General features: G+C 30.2%; 19 protein-coding genes. 9 read left to right on the forward strand and 10 right to left on the reverse strand.

The window, feature by feature from the left end:
• Positions 1-30: 30 nt before the first annotated feature.
• The 4 genes from can to AB3G39_RS12735 form a co-directional block, all read right to left on the reverse strand.
• Positions 31-666 (reverse strand): carbonate dehydratase, encoded by a 636-nt coding sequence (gene can, locus AB3G39_RS12720; protein WP_367752228.1) that lies wholly within the window; start codon positions 664-666, stop codon positions 31-33.
• Between the two features lie 84 nt (positions 667-750).
• Entirely contained in the window at positions 751-2,406 is a 1,656-nt protein-coding gene (locus AB3G39_RS12725) for a SulP family inorganic anion transporter (protein WP_367768738.1), read from the reverse strand.
• 81 nt (positions 2,407-2,487) lie between these two features.
• Positions 2,488-2,703 (reverse strand): hypothetical protein, encoded by a 216-nt coding sequence (locus tag AB3G39_RS12730; RefSeq protein ID WP_367768736.1) that lies wholly within the window; start codon positions 2,701-2,703, stop codon positions 2,488-2,490.
• 203 nt (positions 2,704-2,906) lie between these two features.
• Positions 2,907-3,380: a Dps family protein gene (locus AB3G39_RS12735; protein WP_369753500.1), complete on the reverse strand. Its 474-nt coding sequence runs from the start codon at positions 3,378-3,380 to the stop codon at positions 2,907-2,909.
• A gap of 95 nt (positions 3,381-3,475) precedes the next feature.
• On the opposite strand from AB3G39_RS12735, the gene AB3G39_RS12740 reads away from it, so the two are divergent.
• Positions 3,476-4,417, forward strand: coding sequence for a LysR substrate-binding domain-containing protein (locus AB3G39_RS12740; protein WP_367752220.1), 942 nt, complete (start codon positions 3,476-3,478; stop codon positions 4,415-4,417).
• Positions 4,418-4,433: 16 nt separating this feature from the next.
• Here the strand turns inward: AB3G39_RS12740 and AB3G39_RS12745 are convergent, their stop codons facing one another.
• The 4 genes from AB3G39_RS12745 to mnmD form a co-directional block, all read right to left on the reverse strand.
• Complete coding sequence (locus AB3G39_RS12745) at positions 4,434-4,631, reverse strand: hypothetical protein (protein ID WP_367752218.1); 198 nt, start codon at positions 4,629-4,631, stop codon at positions 4,434-4,436.
• 171 nt (positions 4,632-4,802) lie between these two features.
• A complete protein-coding gene (locus tag AB3G39_RS12750; protein ID WP_367752216.1) occupies positions 4,803-5,000 on the reverse strand; it encodes a hypothetical protein in 198 nt (65 codons plus the stop codon).
• Between the two features lie 230 nt (positions 5,001-5,230).
• A complete protein-coding gene (locus AB3G39_RS12755; protein ID WP_367752214.1) occupies positions 5,231-5,428 on the reverse strand; it encodes a hypothetical protein in 198 nt (65 codons plus the stop codon).
• Between the two features lie 140 nt (positions 5,429-5,568).
• Entirely contained in the window at positions 5,569-6,234 is a 666-nt protein-coding gene (gene mnmD / locus AB3G39_RS12760) for a tRNA (5-methylaminomethyl-2-thiouridine)(34)-methyltransferase MnmD (protein ID WP_367768731.1), read from the reverse strand.
• Between the two features lie 308 nt (positions 6,235-6,542).
• Between mnmD and AB3G39_RS12765 the strand changes: the two genes are divergently transcribed.
• Positions 6,543-7,610 carry a branched-chain amino acid aminotransferase gene (locus AB3G39_RS12765; RefSeq protein WP_367768729.1) on the forward strand — a complete coding sequence of 356 codons (1,068 nt, stop codon included), beginning with the start codon at positions 6,543-6,545 and terminating at the stop codon, positions 7,608-7,610.
• Positions 7,611-7,721: 111 nt separating this feature from the next.
• Here AB3G39_RS12765 and AB3G39_RS12770 read toward each other — a convergent pair whose 3' ends face one another.
• Positions 7,722-8,108 carry a hypothetical protein gene (locus AB3G39_RS12770; RefSeq protein ID WP_367768726.1) on the reverse strand — a complete coding sequence of 129 codons (387 nt, stop codon included), beginning with the start codon at positions 8,106-8,108 and terminating at the stop codon, positions 7,722-7,724.
• 520 nt (positions 8,109-8,628) lie between these two features.
• Between AB3G39_RS12770 and AB3G39_RS12775 the strand changes: the two genes are divergently transcribed.
• From AB3G39_RS12775 to AB3G39_RS12790, 4 genes are all read left to right on the forward strand, one after another.
• The gene (locus AB3G39_RS12775; RefSeq protein WP_369765402.1) at positions 8,629-9,825 is read left to right on the forward strand and encodes an SRPBCC family protein; all 1,197 of its coding nucleotides are present in this window, start codon (positions 8,629-8,631) and stop codon (positions 9,823-9,825) included.
• Between the two features lie 64 nt (positions 9,826-9,889).
• Positions 9,890-10,432 carry an RNA polymerase sigma factor gene (locus AB3G39_RS12780; RefSeq protein ID WP_367752202.1) on the forward strand — a complete coding sequence of 181 codons (543 nt, stop codon included), beginning with the start codon at positions 9,890-9,892 and terminating at the stop codon, positions 10,430-10,432.
• 33 nt (positions 10,433-10,465) lie between these two features.
• On the forward strand, positions 10,466-10,882 hold the full coding sequence (locus tag AB3G39_RS12785; protein ID WP_367768721.1) for a hypothetical protein: 417 nt from the start codon (positions 10,466-10,468) through the stop codon (positions 10,880-10,882).
• Between the two features lie 49 nt (positions 10,883-10,931).
• Positions 10,932-11,390 carry a sensor of ECF-type sigma factor gene (locus AB3G39_RS12790; protein ID WP_369769416.1) on the forward strand — a complete coding sequence of 153 codons (459 nt, stop codon included), beginning with the start codon at positions 10,932-10,934 and terminating at the stop codon, positions 11,388-11,390.
• 31 nt (positions 11,391-11,421) lie between these two features.
• On the opposite strand, the gene AB3G39_RS12795 is transcribed toward AB3G39_RS12790, so the two are convergent.
• Positions 11,422-12,501 carry a WD40/YVTN/BNR-like repeat-containing protein gene (locus AB3G39_RS12795; protein ID WP_369769417.1) on the reverse strand — a complete coding sequence of 360 codons (1,080 nt, stop codon included), beginning with the start codon at positions 12,499-12,501 and terminating at the stop codon, positions 11,422-11,424.
• 118 nt (positions 12,502-12,619) lie between these two features.
• On the opposite strand from AB3G39_RS12795, the gene AB3G39_RS12800 reads away from it, so the two are divergent.
• From AB3G39_RS12800 to AB3G39_RS12810, 3 genes are all read left to right on the forward strand, one after another.
• Positions 12,620-13,930, forward strand: a complete 1,311-nt coding sequence (locus AB3G39_RS12800; protein WP_369753496.1) for a hypothetical protein — start codon at positions 12,620-12,622, stop codon at positions 13,928-13,930.
• 126 nt (positions 13,931-14,056) lie between these two features.
• Entirely contained in the window at positions 14,057-16,018 is a 1,962-nt protein-coding gene (locus AB3G39_RS12805; protein ID WP_367752193.1) for a KUP/HAK/KT family potassium transporter, read from the forward strand.
• A gap of 139 nt (positions 16,019-16,157) precedes the next feature.
• Positions 16,158-17,432 carry an RsmB/NOP family class I SAM-dependent RNA methyltransferase gene (locus AB3G39_RS12810; RefSeq protein ID WP_369769418.1) on the forward strand — a complete coding sequence of 425 codons (1,275 nt, stop codon included), beginning with the start codon at positions 16,158-16,160 and terminating at the stop codon, positions 17,430-17,432.
• Positions 17,433-17,508: the final 76 nt, after the last annotated feature.

A 17,508-nucleotide genomic window follows, 5' to 3' on the forward strand; every position in this document is an offset into this window, starting at 1 on the left:
AAAGTCGCTTTAAAAAGCGACTTTTTTTTATTAAAATTTAAGTTGAAATACTTCATCTAAATCTTTATTCGAACTAATATTTACTTTTAAGTCGGTTACAAAACCAGAATTTAATCCGTAAACCCAACCGTGAATACTTAAATCTTGACCGTTTTTCCAAGCCGCTTGAACGATAGAAGTTTTAGATAAATCAAAAACTTGTTCTTTAATATTTATTTCAACAAAAGCATTAAAACGTTCCGTTTCGTCTTCTATAGAATCTAAATAAGTATTATGCAAACGATATACATCTTTAATATGACGAATCCAGTTGTCAATAATTCCAATCGACTGATTCCCCATTGCGGCTTTAACACCACCACAACCATAGTGACCACATACGATTACATGCTTAACTTTTAATACATTAACTGCATAATCAAGCACACTTAACATGTTCATATCAGAATGTACCACCATATTGGCGATATTTCTATGAACAAAAACTTCTCCTGGTTTAGCACCAATGATTTCGTTCGCAGGAACACGACTGTCTGAACAACCAATCCATAACAATGGTGGCGTTTGTCCTTTGGCTAAATCAGCAAAAAAATTTGGGTCTTTTGCTAAAGCTGTTTCAACCCACTCCTTATTATTATCTAATATTTTTTTATAAAAATCACTCATTTTTTTCAGTTTTAATATTTAATATTCCAAATTAACCAATCATCAAAATTCACGGTTAAAGTACAAATAATTTATTTTATGTAGTTAATTTTTAAAAGACGCTTCGGTTACTTCTTTTTTTACCATTTGTCTTTTCGCAACATCATAATAATGTTCAAATGTAACATGATTGGCTAAATCAGGGCTATTTTCTAAATCATACGCTTTTTTAAACCCTTTTAACTTCACTTTTATATTTTCATCTATAGCACGAGTATTTTTAAATTCACGTATCAAATCTAAAATATCATGAGCAATATACACCGTATCATTGGCATTTATAATTACTTTAGAATTTTCAGGGATATCATTTAAAGTGCTTTTTATTGCCGCTTTATTTAAAAACGAAACCTCTTGTGCTAGATCAATGTGAATAATATCACCATCTAAATACTCTTCTTTTTTAAAGCTATAGGCTCTTTTAAGATTTCCTTTTAAGATAAAAATGATACTAATAACAATTCCTAAAGCAACTCCTTTAAGTAAATCAGTTGTTACCACAGCAACTAAGGTGGCAACAAAAGGTATAAATTGGTACTTCCCTTTTTCCCAAAAGTGTTTGAATGTTGCTGGTTTAGCTAATTTATATCCCACTAAAATTAATATAGTAGCAAGTGTCGCTAACGGAATTTTATTAAGTATAACAGGAATAACCAATACACTAATTAATAGCAAAATACCATGAATGATAGCTGACATTTTAGATTTTGCACCAGCTGCATTATTAGCTGAAGTACGCACAACAACTGAAGTCATAGGCAAACCACCAAGTAATGCACTTACAATATTACCAATACCTTGTGCTTTTAACTCCACATTAGTATCTGTATATCTTTTTTGTTCGTCCATTCTATCTGATGCTTCAATACATAACAATGTCTCAATTGAAGCAACTATAGCAATAGTCAAACCTACTACCCATACTTTAGGATTTGTAATACCTGAAAAGTTTGGGGTAACGATAATCCCTTTTAACTCCTCAAAAGAAGTAGGAACGGGTAACGAAACTAAATGCTGATTTGATATTGCTAATGAACTTCCAGATGCTATAAAAATTTCATTTAAAACAATTCCTGAAACTACTGCAATTAAGGCCCCCGGAACTAATTTTAGTTTCTTTAAGAACGGTACTTTATCCCAAGAAATTAGGATAATTAATGACACAACTGTAATTACAATTGCACCTAATTGAACGTGATTAAACACTTCAAATAGGGAGGAGAACGAGTTGTCTCCGTTTCTTTGTACAAACGATTGATCTCCTTCAAAATCGGCATCATATCCAAAGGCATGTGGCAATTGTTTTAGAATAATAATAATTCCAATACCGGCAAGCATTCCTTCAATAACGTTAGTTGGAAAATAATTTGAAATACTACCCGCTTTTATAAAGCCTAAAGCAAGTTGAATAAATCCCGCAATCAAGACTGCTGTCAAAAAGATATCAAAAGCACCAAAATCAGTGATTGCTGTTAATATAATAGCTGTTAAACCAGCTGCTGGTCCAGATACACTTAAATGCGATTTACTTAAATACCCCACTACAATTCCGCCAATAACACCTGAAATAATTCCTGAAAATAAAGGGGCTCCTGAAGCCATTGCAATTCCTAAACACAAGGGAAGCGCCACCAAAAAAACCACTAAACCAGAAGCAAAATCTGATTTAAGGTTAGCAAAAAGATTGATTTTTTTTGTCATAATAGTACAATAAATGATACATAAACAGACTATACATGTAAAATGTAAAGCAGTTAATTTTTTAAAATTTAATCGGAAATATTATGCCAAATCAGGCGGAGGGGAAAAGATACTAGCACTAATTTTATCATGCTTTGACAAGTTTTCAGAAAGTATCAAACTAGATTTATTATAATTACTTAATAAAGATACATCTTGTAATTCACTATAGTAATCAAACACTTTAAATTCTTTTTTAGCATGTTCCTCTTCGGTCATACTAAAAATTACTGAGGTATCACAAGATTTCTCTATCATCCTAACTATAGTAGGAGTGGATAGAAAAGCAATAAATAAGAATAATAATAAACGAGCTATTAACTTCATGGTTGCAAAAATAAGGCATAACTTATAAAATAAAAACTATGTGCAAAAAAATTTATAAAATTTTAACATAATAAAAAAACGCCCAGTTATTAATTTGTTTAAAACTGGGCGTTTATCATTCAATATATACTAATCTATTCTTCTAGCCAAGCTTGCATCATCCAAATTGTTTTTTCTTGTTCAGAAATGAAATCACTCATCATAGCATTCGTTCCTTCATCATTAATTTCACCCGTTTTGTTGAGAATTTCTCTTTCAATTTTTAGTAAATGAGATAAAGAATCCACTATTAAGTGAATCGCTTTTTCATCATTGGAAATATTTTTCCCCACAATAAGTTGATTATTATTTATATAATCTTCAAATGTATGTAGAGGTGTTCCCCCTAGTGTAAGGACACGCTCTGCAATCATATCTATTTTTAATTGGGAGTCATTATACAATTCTTCAAATTTAATATGCAAATCAAAAAAACGCTTTCCTTTAATGTTCCAATGAATCCCTCTTAAATTTTGATAATAAACTTGAAAATTAGAAAGTAATACATTTAATTCTTTTACTATTAGTTGTGACTCTTTAATGGGTAAACCTAAAATATTCATTTTCATAATTTTTAATTTTATCCAAATTTACCTTATAAAACAGAAAAAAATACTATAACTTAAATTGATTGTTTTTATATTTGCATCATAAAATACTATAGATGACAATTACACAATTAAAATACGTCCTTGCAGTAGCCGAACATAAAAATTTTACTTTGGCTGCTGAAAAATGTTTTGTTACCCAACCTACTTTGAGTATGCAAATCCAAAAAATAGAAGAAGAATTAAGTATTCAGATCTTTGATAGAACAAAAAAACCGATTCAGCTTACTGATATTGGACAAAAAATTGTCAATCAAGCTAAAAACATAGTTAATGAAGCCGATCGAATTCAGGACATTGTAGAACAACAAAAAGGGTTCATTGGTGGGGAATTTAGATTGGGAATCATCCCAACGATAATGCCCACTTTACTACCTATGTTTTTAAACAATTTTATAAAAAAATATCCAAAAGTAAAACTTATTATAGAAGAGCTTAATACGGAGGAAATAATTACCAAACTAAATAATGGCCATCTAGATGCGGCTATTGCAGCGACTCCATTAATGGAAGAAAAAATCAAAGAAATTGTTTTATACTTTGAACCATTTGTCGCTTACATTCCTGAAAGTCATCACCATTTTCAAAAAGAAGAAATTGAAGTTTCTGATTTAAATTTAGACGAAATATTGTTATTGCAAGACGGGCATTGTTTTAGAGAAGGAATATTAAATTTATGTAAACATACCGCTAAAAATGAATTCAATCATTTCCAAATTGAAAGTGGGAGTTTTGAGACCTTGATAAAATTAGCGGATGAAGGTTTAGGAACAACACTACTTCCCTATTTGCATACATTAGATCTAAAAGATTCAGATAAAATAAAACTCCGCCAATTTAAAGAACCAAAGCCGGCACGCGAAGTGAGTTTAATATATCCAAAAAGCGAATTAAAAATTCAAATAATTGATGCATTAAGAAGCACCATTGCAGGAGTAATAAAAGGGGCAATTGTTTTTCAAAATGTTGAAATTATTAGTCCAATTCAAAAGAAATAGACAATAGTAACCCCTTTTATTCGCAAACTATAGCAACGCATTTTATCAATTCTGGCTTCATATTCGTATAAAACTTAAGCCAGTTTCTTAAATGTTCCATTTCATAAGGCAATAAATTTTTTAACGCCTTTTTTAATTCTTTAGTAAACAAATCAGGGTTTAGGCTGACTTTTTCAAGAGAATCTTTAGTATAAAAGTAGATTAATCTAGACATGGTAAATTGTTTAAAGAGTGACTGATTTCATTTGATAAAAAAATCTATACTTCCTTTAATACAAAAGACAGGCCAAAGTGCACTATGTTTGGATAAAATCATAGCTACTTCAAAACATTTACTTATTTCAAAAACTAAAAAAAGGAATCCATTAAAATGGATTCCTTTTTTTTATTCATTTACTATAAACAAACATTTTTGTAATTCTGGTTTTTCAAAAGTGAAAAAATCTAGCCATTTCTTTAAATGCTCTATTTCATAAGGCAATAAGTTTCTAACCGCTTTTTTAAGCTCTTTGATGAATAGCTCTGTATTGAAACTTACTCTTTCAAGTACCTCTTTTGTGTAATCGTAAATCATTCTAGACATAACAAATAAGATTTATAAAGTTATCAAATAAACATACTGTAAATATAAAGAATACGAAATTGAATTAAACCAAAAATAACGACAAAATACATTAAACATCGTCTAAATACATAATTGTCATTTATTTTTATTAAAAAACTTACAATGTGAAAAAAATAACAAACAAATTAAATAAAATAATAAAAACTAAAACCATAAAAAAAGGAGCCTATTAGGCTCCTTTTTACTATTTATTGGTTTACGATTAGTAAACATTGTTTTAGTTCCGGTTTTTCTATTATAAAATTAAATAACCATTCTCGCAATTGCTCCATTTCGTATGGTAACAATGTTTTAATTGCTTTTTCTAATTCTTTGCAAAAAAGCATTGGATCAAAACTTACTCTTTCTAATATTGATTTTGTGTAATCAAACATGATTTTCGACATAATTAATTAAGAATTTTAGGTTAGATTATTATTTAACTTATTGTAAAAGTACATTTTTTATAAATATAACTTTTAATATTAACGTATATTTTTGAATATTATTTCATGTTTAAAATTTATGTTAATTTATTAAAATATTCTTATTCTGACTTTCTAGCACGAAACATTTCTCTTTTTCCAGGGGGTCCTTCCAGTTTTTCAACAGTGAAACCTACTTCAATCATACTCCTTTTTACAACTCCTCGAGCCGCATAAGTAACTAAAACACCATTATTTTTAAGAGCATCATACATTTTTTTAAAAACAGCTGTACTCCATAATTCGGGCTGCACCCTATATCCAAAAGCATCAAAATAAATTAAATCATATTTGTCTTGATCCTCTATATCCGTAAAAAATTGTTGCCTTTTAACTAACGAAAAATGGGTATCTAAAACCGTTTTTTCTTCCCATTTACTCTGATGCATTTTTTCAAAAACAGACTTATCTAAACTGGCATTAAGCTCCTCTACATAATTCATAGAAAGTAACTCCTCAGAAGATATTGGATACCCTTCTACTCCAACATAGTCAATTGTTTGATTCATTTTTTTACTTTCCAAAAAAGTAATGAAAGCATTAAGACCTGTTCCAAAACCAATTTCTAAAATTGATACATTATTATTTTGAAACAACGAAAGACCATTTTTTATAAAAACATGTTGCGCTTCTTGAATTGCTCCATGCTTTGAATGATAACATTCATCCCATTCTTTTATGTGTATGGTAGTAGAACCATCTAAAGTTTTTATAATTTCTCTATTCAAAATATTGTTTTTGATATTATTAAATAATTTATGTGATTTACTTTTGCCAAAATTAATCAAAAACTAAGAAAGTTAGTTTATAAACGCTACTGTTTGTTACATAATTAATAGAAATAGGAGCTTTTTATTTCGGTTTTTTTATAAATAAATAAATCACAATTAAAAGCGACAATTAATGTTATTTTAGCAAGTAATTAATTGATTTTTATTTAATTTTGCATCAAATAAAGTTGAAACTACGATTAATTGATTCTTTTAACTCAATTAATAATTTGCATTCAAAAATATAATAAAATAAAAACATAATTATGAGTACCACTCAAACTAACAAAATTGAAATAATTAAAGCACAAACTTCAAAAATAAACGAAGTAGATTTTGAAAATTTAAGCTTTGGATCTGTATTCACGGATCATTTACTAGAATGTGATTTTAAAAATGGAGAATGGCAAAAACCTGTAATTAAGCCTTATGCTCCTTTTTTACTAGATCCTTCTGCAAGAGTCTTCCATTATGGTCAGGCTATTTTTGAAGGTATGAAAGCGTACAAAGATGATAATGATGCCATTTGGCTTTTTAGACCTGATGAAAATTACAACCGTTTCAATCACTCTGCTTCAAGAATGGCAATGCCAGAAGTTCCAGAAGAAGTTTTCATGGATGGTCTTAACGAATTATTGAAATTAGATAAAGCTTGGATAAAATCCGGAAAAGGAAATACATTATACATCAGACCATTTATGATTGCCACAGGAGAAGGGGTAATTGCAAACCCATCTGATGATTATAAGTTTATGATTATTTTATCTCCTGCTAAATCATATTATTCAGGAGAAGTAAAAGTGCTTATTGCTGAACATTTCAGTAGAGCTGCTAATGGTGGTATTGGTGCTGCTAAAGCTGCTGGTAATTATGCTGCCCAATTTTACCCAACAAGTTTAGCTAATAAAGAGGGTTTCCAACAGGTAATCTGGACAGATGATGCAACACATACTAAACTGGAAGAAGCAGGAACAATGAATGTGTTTTTTAGAATAAATGACACTTTACTTACTGCTCCTATAAGTGAAAGAATTCTTGATGGTATCACTAGAAAAAGTCTTATCGATTTAGCACAAAAAGAAGGTATTACAGTTGATGTACGTCCTGTTCTTGTTTCGGAACTTGTTGAAGCTTCAAAAAATGGTACTTTAAAAGAAATATTTGGCGCTGGAACTGCAGCAGTTGTAAACCCAATCATCGGGTTTTCATATCGTGATGAATATTATGAATTGCCTAAAATAGAAAATTCATATGCTTCTCAACTCAAGGATAAATTAACTAACATTCAGCACAAATTAGCTGAAGACACATTTGGTTGGACCGTTAAAGTATAAAACCAAAACCATAGCACTAAAAAAGCGCTTTTCATTAATTGAAAAGCGCTTTTTTTCTATTTTAAATTCTAATAAGTAGAATTGAACTTCTAAACTGGAATAACTTTACTATTACTTACCCAGAATTTTTGAAAAATCTGGTTTAAAATAATTTGGTCCCTTCATCACTTTTCCGTCCTCACGATAAATAGGGTTTCCATCTTCTCCTAATTTACTCATATTAGAACGTTGAATTTCATCAAAAACGGCTTCAATCTTGTGTTGTAATCCATGCTCAATAATAGTTCCGCAAAGGATATACATCATATCTCCCAAAGCATCAGCAATTTCTACTAAATCATTATTTTGAACTGCTTCTAAGTATTCTTCATTCTCTTCTTTCATTAAATGATAGCGAAGTGTATTTTTCACTTCACCCAAATCGGCAATTGGTAATTCACTATGTCCAATTTTAAATGCTGTATGAAATTCCTTAACTGAATCAATTTGTTTCTGCATGATTTTTATTTTACAAATGAAAAGGCAAATTAGTAACAATTCTTAAACAATTAACTATTTTTGTCCAAAATAATTTAAACTATGTTTAGTCAAGGACAATTAGTATTTGCAGGCCTATTTTTTGTTGCTTTTGTTATTGCAATGATCTATGCTTATAGAAAAGATTTAAAGTTGCATAAAGTATATTACAAAGGAAATTATAAAATCTTAATTGGTTTTCTAATTTTTATTGGAATTTTATTTGCTATAAAAGTATTTTTCAAACGATAATATCTTTTTTAAGAAATATAAAAAATGCTTGCTAATTTGCAGGCATTTTTTGTTTTCAAATTGAAAGCAAAATTTCCAAGTATTTTTATAGCAATATAAATACTTGTAAGATTTAAGTAACAAATTACAATTATTCGTAATTTTGCCTCCTATTTAAATAAATAAAATAGGACATAGTATAATATATTCATAATTAGTATAGCATATTAATAAAATATCTAACTTTACATCAGAAAACAATCAATTTATTATGAGGATTTTAAAATATATATTTCTTTTACTATTACTTAGTTTTGTAGCATTGTCGATTTTTATTGCCACCCAAAAAGGTGATTTTTCTGTTGAAAGGAGTAAAATTATTAATGCTCCAAAAGCGGCTGTGTTTACTTATGTAAATGATTATAGAAACTGGGCTGATTTTGGTTCATGGATTGCCGAAGATCCAGAAATGAAACTACAGTATCCTCAAAATACAATTGGTAATGGTGCTTCGTATACATGGGAAGGAAAAGATGGAAATGGGTCCATGCAAACGCTTTATTCAAAAGAAAATGACAGTATTTCTCAAAAAATGGACTTTAGCGGAACCAAATCTTCTATTTATTGGAATTTTAAAGATACTATAGGTGGAACTAAAGTAACTTGGAAAAGTGAAGGAAAAATGAGTTTCCTTTTCAAAATATACACCGCCTTAAACGGAGGAATTGATAAAGTTATAGGCACCATGTATGAAAAAAGTCTAGTAAACTTAGACAAAGCACTTGACTATGAAATAAATACTTTTTCGATAAAAGTCGATGGATTAACAAAAAAACCAGAACTATTTTATTTGAGTCAAAGTTTCACAAGTGAAATCGCTAAAGTGAATAAAAATTTTAAAATTGTAATCCCTAAAATAATTGCTTTTTGCGAGCAAAATGATATCCCCGTGAATGGCAAGCCTTTTATAATTTACCATACTTATGATTTAGTAAGCCAGTTAACAAAAATATCGATTTGTGTTCCCATTAAAAAAGAAATATTTATAAGTCAAGGAAGCGATATTGTATCCGGAAAACTGGACCCTTTTGATGCAGTAAAAACGACATTAACTGGTGACATATCGCATGTTAAAAAAGGATATGATAAAGCCGTTGAATTTCTAAATAAAAACCAACTTACCCCAAATCCAGCAATTTCGCATATCGAAATTTATACTATCAATAAAACGGAGATCAAAAATCCTTCAAAATGGATTACAGAAATTTACATTCCATTTATCCCTAAAGAAGAACCTAAAAAAACGTATTACCAAGCACCAGTAAATTCTACTCCAGATGAAACTACACCAGCTGTATCTAATAATACAGTAGAACCGGTAAAAATCAATAAACCTGCAGTTAAAAATACAGAACCAAAAAAGGTACCTGTTCTAAAAACTAAAGAAGAAGAAAAATCTGAATTTTAATTTTTTTAAAGAAATGGATTAAACCTTTTGGCTAAATTCTATTCTAATACTATAAATAGTTATTTTGCCCGAAGAACAGGAATTTATACAACAGTTATTAAACCCAAAAATGCAAAATGAAGCATTTCAAAAACTCTTGTTAACATACCAAAAACCACTTTATAACCATATCAGAAATATCGTTTTAAACCATGATGATACGGATGATGTTTTGCAAAATACATTTATAAAAGTTTTCAAAAATTTAAAAAACTTTAAAGGAGATAGCAAACTATTTTCATGGATCTACCGAATTGCAACTAATGAGGCTCTTACTTTTCTAAATCAAAAGGCTAAAAAAAACGGAATCACATCCGAAGCGTTACAAAATAAAGTCATTGACAATTTACAAGCAGATGTCTATTTTGATGGCGATGAAATTCAGATAAAATTACAAAAAGCGATAGCTACCCTTCCCGAAAAGCAACAATTAGTATTTAAAATGAAATATTTTGAAGAACTAAAATACGAAGAAATATCAGAAATAATAGGCACCTCAGTGGGAGCATTAAAAGCATCATATCATCATGCAGTTAAGAAAATTGAATCCTTTGTAAAAAGCAATTAAACCTTTTGAATTAAATTAAGTCTAACGTATATCATGAAAGAATTTAAATTAGAAAATAGTACTAAGATTGAAACGGGTTTTAAAACTCCAGACCATTACTTTGAAAAATTTTCAGCTGAATTATTACTGAAATTACCACATAATGAACCAAAAGTAATTCCTTTTTTCAAAAGACGAAATACTATTTTTATGTTGGTTGCGGCTTTATTTGTAATTGCTTTAATGATTCCGATACTAAATACAACACAAGTAAATACGATGACAGAGCTAGATGAAACAACGTTAGAAAATTACTTAAGCTACCAAACAAATGTTAATCAATATGATCTAATAAATATATTGGATGCAAAAGATATTGATAAAATAGATGCTCCAGTCGCATTAGAAGAAAAAACCATAGAAGACATTCTTGTTGATAATGCTAACTTAGAACATTTTATAATTGAGTAGCTTGAAATACTACAATAAAATGCAAATTATAATATAAAATTAAAAAAAAATGAACTTTAAAAAAATCCTCCCAATACTCCTACTCTTTACTTCATTTCACTTTTATGCTCAAAGTGCAGATATGAAAGAAAAAAAAGAGCAAATAAAAGCCTTAAAAGTAGCTTTTCTAACTACTGAACTAGATTTAACGACCAAAGAAGCTCAAAAATTCTGGCCTGTTTACAACAGCTATGATGACGCCCAATTTGAAATGAGGCATCAAAAAATGAAATCCTATATGCATCAAATTAATGATGTTGCTTTAGATAAGATCAGCGAAAAAGAAGCCTTAAATTTATTAAATAAAATGGAAAGTAGTGATGAAGAACTATATCTATTACGCAAAAAATTCGTTAGAGATTTAAAAGAGATTCTTCCAGCTGTTAAGATTCTAAAACTTCGAAAATCAGAAGAGAATTTTAATAGAAAACTACTACACCAATATAGAGATAGAGGTAATAGAAATTAATAATTTACTACTTTATTTAAAACCCTAAACATTACTGTTTAGGGTTTTCTTTTATAAATTTTATTTTTATCATTTTATTTTTACCTGCTGCAATTGCCGTGTGGCTATCGATAAATCGAATAGTAAATAACGATGGATCAGATGCTAGTTGTTTCCAAGAATTTCCACTATCATAAGAGTAATAAATTCCTGATGCACCAACACTCACCAGTGATTTCCCTTTGCTATTTGGTACATACTGAATGCAAGAAGCATATCCGAATCCTTGATTTTCTGCTATTAAATCCCAGGTTTCCCCCCCATCGGTAGTTCTTGCTTTATTACCATAATTTTGATTCAGAGACTCATAATCCCCTCCTGAAATAAAACCATTCTTACTATCGTAAAAATCTGCAGTAAAAATTCCAGCCATTGCCTTCCCTTGTACAATAGGTGTTTCATAAATTTTCCAACTTAACCCTTTTTCATTAGAGAATAAAACTCTTGCCTTTTTACCACCAGTCACTATCCAAGTAGCATTTCCCTTAATAACAATATTAGTATTACTAGCAGCAAAAGCAGCCTCTCCTTCCGCCACATTAGGGAGTTGATTACAGTTTAACTTAATCCAAGTATTACCACCATCTCTAGTTATAATTATGGAAAGACAGTCATCAATAGGATCTCCTATAGCAATTCCTTCTTGGTTATTCCAAAACTGCATACTATCGTAAAATACTTTTTTGTGGTTCTCCTGATAAACTAATGTTGTTTTTAATTCCGTTTTTGATACTTTATAAAGCAAAGCGGGATTAGAAACCGTCAATAAAAATATGTTTTTTTGAGTTTGGGCTCCACTCCTAAATTCTAACATTAAAGAATCGTTGGCAATCTTCTTTTCAAACTTTGCTTTTTTCTTCAAATCATAGAAACCAAATCTGGAATTATTAGCGGAATACCAAATTTTATTTGCATCAATAATTACGGATCGAATACTGATATTGTCTTGAAATAAAGTATCAATCTTTATGGAAGTATAAATAGTCTTATCCTTACTTTCTATATCATAACCTACTGTTTTACAAGAATTTAATAATAAAAACATTGTAAAAATAAAAAACACATTTCTCATTATAATCGAATTATATAAAAGCTAAAATACAATTAATTATAGGAATAGCAATTGCTCTAAAATTTTATTGGCACAGTAATTGGATAATTAAAAAATATAATACTTAAATAAACTTGTTATGAAAACTAAAATACTAATAGTAACCCTATTAACTTCCCTATTTGCAATGCAAATGCAAGCTCAAAATAGAGCGCGAGTTAATGCCATGAATAATGAAATTAGCGATAATTTAGATTTGAGAGCTGTTGCCGATATTTTTGGTGACTCAAGAGATCTTCAAGATTTTGAGAGACAGTTAAATGATCCTGAGCTTCAAATTTCAAATTTAGATTTAAATAATGATAACGAAGTTGATTACTTGCGTGTCATTGAAACCGTAGAAGGTAGAACTCACGTTGTAATCATTCAATCAGTACTTGATCGTGATGTTTATCAAGATGTAGCTACAATTGAAGTAGAAAAAGACAGATACAACAATGTGCATTTACAAGTTGTAGGAAATGAATACATGTATGGTCCAAATTACATTTACGAACCAGTATATTATAGCACTCCAACAATATATGCTTCTTTTTGGTCCTACAACTACCGTCCTTATGTGTCAAATTGGTATTGGAATTTTTATCCTTCATATTATTATGCATGGAATCCATATCCAGTATACAGATATAGAAACAATATTCAAATTTCATTAAACTTCAATAATAACTATAACTACGTAAACTATAGAAGAAGTAATCAAGCTGCTGTATTATATAGCTCAAGACGTTCAAACGGATATGAAAGACAACATCCTGACTATGCTTTTAATAGAAGAAATTCAAATGTGACGAATCGTTATGAACTAGATCAAAGAAGAGGAACTAGAAATACCAGTTCTAGAAATAGTACTACTTCATCTAGAGAAAACTCCGGTAGAAGAACAAATACAGATAGAGACTATTCTCAAAACAGAGGAAACACTTCAAGAGATGCTAGTCCACAAAGAAGAACAGAAACTCAAAGAGATAATTCATCAAGAGGAAATAGCACTAGAGAAACTACTCCACAAAGAGATTATTCACAAAACAGAGGAAACACTTCAAGGGAAGCTACTCCACAAAGAACAGCGCCACAAAGAGATAATTCATCAAGAGGAAATAGTTCTAGTGAAGCAACTCCACAAAGAACCGCACCCCAAAGAGACAACTCTTCAAGAGAATCTGCTCCGCAAAGAACAGTGCCACAAAGGGACAATTCTTCAAGAGAATCTGCTCCGCAAAGAACAGCACCGCAAAGAGACAATTCTTCGAGAGGTAATAGTTCAAGAGAAGCCACACCCCAAAGGGATTTTTCTCAAAACAGAGGGAATTCTTCAAGACAATCAGCTCCACAAAGAACAGAATCACAAAGAGACAATTCTTCGAGAGGAAACAATAGAAGGTCTTAAAAAGAACACTTCTTCAAAATTATAAACACGGTGCTTTAACACCGTGTTTTTTTATGTCTTTTTCGAAAAAAAAAGCCCTAATTTATTTAAAAAGAGTAAATTTGTCGTGTTTTTTAAAAATAATACATGAGCACTTCGCATAAAAATTTACATTCAAAATTAACTTTAGGAGGTTTATTAATTACATTAGGTATTATATATGGCGATATTGGGACCTCCCCGTTATATGTAATGAAAGCCATTCTTGGAGATCATATTATTAATGCAGATGTAGTTTTAGGAGGCATATCATGTGTTTTTTGGACCCTGACATTACAAACGACGATAAAATATGTAATTATTACATTAAGCGCAGACAATCATGGTGAGGGAGGAATTTTTGCTTTATATGCTTTAGTCAAAAAAACCAAAATACAATGGCTCATAGTCCCCGCTATTATCGGTGGAAGCGCACTACTGGCTGATGGAATAATTACCCCGCCCATTTCTGTTTCTTCTGCTGTAGAAGGTATTAGAACGTACTATCCAGAAATAAACACCATACCAATTGTAATCGGAATTTTATTTGTCCTTTTCACTATTCAGCAATTCGGTACCAAATTAGTAGGAAAGTTTTTTGCCCCTATGATGCTTATTTGGTTCAGCATGCTTGGAATTCTTGGATTAATCCAAATTACGAAACACCCTGAAGTATTCAAAGCTTTTAATCCCTACTATGCATATCATTTACTATCCATTCATCCAGACGGATTTTTTGTTTTGGGGTTTGTATTCCTATGTACCACAGGAGCTGAAGCACTTTATTCAGATATGGGCCACTGTGGACGAAAAAATATCCGAATCAGTTGGATTTTTGTGAAAACAACTTTAGTACTTAACTATTTTGGACAAGCAGCTTATCTCATTCACCATGAAGGACAAACATTACAAAGTCTAGGAGGATCTAATGGAAATCCATTTTATCTTATCATGGCCGATTGGTTTCAACCTATTGGAATTGTAATTGCAACATTAGCAGCTGTTATTGCTTCTCAGGCCCTTATTAGCGGTTCATTTACTTTAATAAATGAAGCGATGAGATTGAATTTTTGGCCAAAAGTAAAAATAAAGTATCCTACTGAATTAAAAGGTCAACTGTATATCCCTTCTATAAACTGGTTGTTGTTTTTTGGTTGTGTTGGAATAGTTTTGCATTTTGAAGAGTCCAGCAATATGGAGCATGCTTATGGATTAGCGATAATTTTATGTATGATTATGACTACTATTTTACTTAATTTCTATTTAATTATGAAAAGAGTAAAATTATATTTTATAGTACCATTGATAACCATCTATCTATTAATTGAATTAAGCTTTTTAGCAGCAAACATAACAAAGTTTTCTGAAGGTGGCTATGTAACTTTAATCATTGCTATGGTACTGATTTCAATTATGACCATTTGGTACTTGGCTAAAAAAATTAATAAAAACTACACTAAAATTGTAAAAATAGATGATTACAAAAAAGTGTTGAAGGAATTAAGCGCTGATTTATCCATTCCAAAATATGCAACACACTTAGTGTATATGACTAATGCTAATCGTGTGGATGAGATTGAAGAAAAAGTGATGTATTCTATTTTACAAAAAAGACCAAAAAGAGCTGATATCTATTGGTTTGTCCATGTAAACATCTTGACAGAGCCTTATAAAACAGAATACAAAGTAAGCGAAATTATTAAAGATGATTTATACCGTGTAGATTTTAATTTAGGATTTAGAGAACCTACTAAAATCAGCCTTATGTTCAAGGAAGTAATTAAGGATATGGTTAAAAAAGGAGAAGTAGATATCACTAGTAGATATGAATCTTTAAATAAGAATAACATTATCGGGGATTTCAAATTTGTATTATCTGAAAAATTCCTTTCAAATGACAGTGATTTATTATGGCATGAAAAATTGATTATGAATTCTTATTTCTTAATCAAAAAACTAAGTCTATCTGAAGAAAGTGCTTTTGGACTAGACAGTAGCTCCGTTAAAATAGAAAAATTCCCAATGGTGCTTCATGCTCCAGAAAACATCGGGTTAACTCGAGTTAAATAAGATCAATTTATATTGAATTTTAAAAAACACTGTCTTTAAACAGTGTTTTTTTTGCTGTTTAAAATATAAAATCAACATTCATTATTTAAAATTTAACTTTCGATCAATTAATACTACCTTTGCACCTCAATTAATAAAAATGAGATTACACAGAAATTTAGTTTACACTACTATAGATTCCTTAAATGCAATATTTAACGAAGGAGAATATGCGGATAAAGTAGTTGCCAGAGCCTTAAAAAAAGACAAACGTTGGGGAAGCTCAGATAGAAAATTTGTTGCTGAAACGATCTACGAAGTAGTTCGATGGAAACGATTATATGCAGAAATTGCAGAAGTAAAAGAGCCATTTGACAGAGATAATATTTGGAGAATGTTTTCAGTATGGGCAGTATTAAGAGGATACCCAATTCCTGATTGGCGTCAACTGGAAGGAACTCCTGAGAGAAAAATAAAAGGTCGTTTTGATGAATTATCAAAAGTAAGAGCCCTTAAAGAATCTATTCCTGACTGGATGGATGAAATGGGAGTAAAAGAATTAGGTGAAAAAGTGTGGTCAAAAGAAATCACAGCTCAAAATCAACCTGCTAAAGTTATTCTAAGAGTAAACACTCTAAAAACTACTAAAACAGAATTAAGAGCGATCTTAATGGATTTAGACATTGATACCGATGTCCTTAAAGACCAACCAGATGCTTTAGTATTAAAAGAAAGAGCTAATGTTTTCATGACTGATGCATTTAAACAAGGCTTTTTTGAAGTTCAAGATGCCAATTCACAACTTGTTGCTGCTTTTCTTGATGTTAAGCCAGGAATGCGTGTTGTAGATACTTGTGCGGGTGCAGGAGGAAAAACATTGCATATTGCTGCTTTGATGGAAAACAAAGGACAATTGATTGCTATGGATTTATATGAAAGTAAATTAAAGCAATTAAAAATTAGAGCAAAACGCGATGGTGCTTTCAATATTGAATACCGTATCATTGATACTACTAAAGTGATCAAGAAATTACACCAAAGAGCAGATCGAGTATTGATCGATGCCCCTTGTAGTGGATTAGGAGTTCTTAAAAGAAATCCTGATGCGAAATGGAAATTACAACCTGAATTTATTGACAATATCCGCAAGGTACAAGCAGAAGTTTTAGAAAGTTATTCTAAAATTGTAAAACCAGGTGGAAAACTGGTATATGCAACATGCTCTGTTTTACCCTCAGAAAATCAAGAGCAAGTAGCTAAATTTTTAACAACGGATATAGGAAAAGAATTTAACTTTATAAAAGACCAAAAAATTCTAGCACATGAATCTGGTTTTGATGGTTTTTACATGGCACTTTTAGAAAGAAAAGAAGAAGTAACACCAAAAGAAGTTAAAGTAAAAGAAATAAAAGAAGCAAAAGAAGCAAAAGCCTAATATTATTTCCTTCTAAATAACAAAAAATGCCTTCATAATGAAGGCATTTTTTATTGTAAAAAGAAGCAAAAACAAA

This window comes from Flavobacterium sp. WC2416, from assembly GCF_041200095.1.
Classification (GTDB): domain Bacteria; phylum Bacteroidota; class Bacteroidia; order Flavobacteriales; family Flavobacteriaceae; genus Flavobacterium.

Coding starts and splice junctions, on each gene's coding strand:
- can (WP_367752228.1), bottom strand. CDS start 666: ATGAGTGATTTTTATAAAAAAATATTAGATAATAATAAGGAGTGGGTT.
- AB3G39_RS12725 (WP_367768738.1), bottom strand. CDS start 2,406: ATGACAAAAAAAATCAATCTTTTTGCTAACCTTAAATCAGATTTTGCT.
- AB3G39_RS12730 (WP_367768736.1), bottom strand. CDS start 2,703: ATGATAGAGAAATCTTGTGATACCTCAGTAATTTTTAGTATGACCGAA.
- AB3G39_RS12735 (WP_369753500.1), bottom strand. CDS start 3,380: ATGAAAATGAATATTTTAGGTTTACCCATTAAAGAGTCACAACTAATA.
- AB3G39_RS12740 (WP_367752220.1), top strand. CDS start 3,476: ATGACAATTACACAATTAAAATACGTCCTTGCAGTAGCCGAACATAAA.
- AB3G39_RS12745 (WP_367752218.1), bottom strand. CDS start 4,631: ATGTCTAGATTAATCTACTTTTATACTAAAGATTCTCTTGAAAAAGTC.
- AB3G39_RS12750 (WP_367752216.1), bottom strand. CDS start 5,000: ATGTCTAGAATGATTTACGATTACACAAAAGAGGTACTTGAAAGAGTA.
- AB3G39_RS12755 (WP_367752214.1), bottom strand. CDS start 5,428: ATGTCGAAAATCATGTTTGATTACACAAAATCAATATTAGAAAGAGTA.
- AB3G39_RS12765 (WP_367768729.1), top strand. CDS start 6,543: ATGAGTACCACTCAAACTAACAAAATTGAAATAATTAAAGCACAAACT.
- AB3G39_RS12770 (WP_367768726.1), bottom strand. CDS start 8,108: ATGCAGAAACAAATTGATTCAGTTAAGGAATTTCATACAGCATTTAAA.
- AB3G39_RS12775 (WP_369765402.1), top strand. CDS start 8,629: ATGAGGATTTTAAAATATATATTTCTTTTACTATTACTTAGTTTTGTA.
- AB3G39_RS12785 (WP_367768721.1), top strand. CDS start 10,466: ATGAAAGAATTTAAATTAGAAAATAGTACTAAGATTGAAACGGGTTTT.
- AB3G39_RS12790 (WP_369769416.1), top strand. CDS start 10,932: ATGAACTTTAAAAAAATCCTCCCAATACTCCTACTCTTTACTTCATTT.
- AB3G39_RS12795 (WP_369769417.1), bottom strand. CDS start 12,501: ATGAGAAATGTGTTTTTTATTTTTACAATGTTTTTATTATTAAATTCT.
- AB3G39_RS12800 (WP_369753496.1), top strand. CDS start 12,620: ATGAAAACTAAAATACTAATAGTAACCCTATTAACTTCCCTATTTGCA.
- AB3G39_RS12805 (WP_367752193.1), top strand. CDS start 14,057: ATGAGCACTTCGCATAAAAATTTACATTCAAAATTAACTTTAGGAGGT.
- AB3G39_RS12810 (WP_369769418.1), top strand. CDS start 16,158: ATGAGATTACACAGAAATTTAGTTTACACTACTATAGATTCCTTAAAT.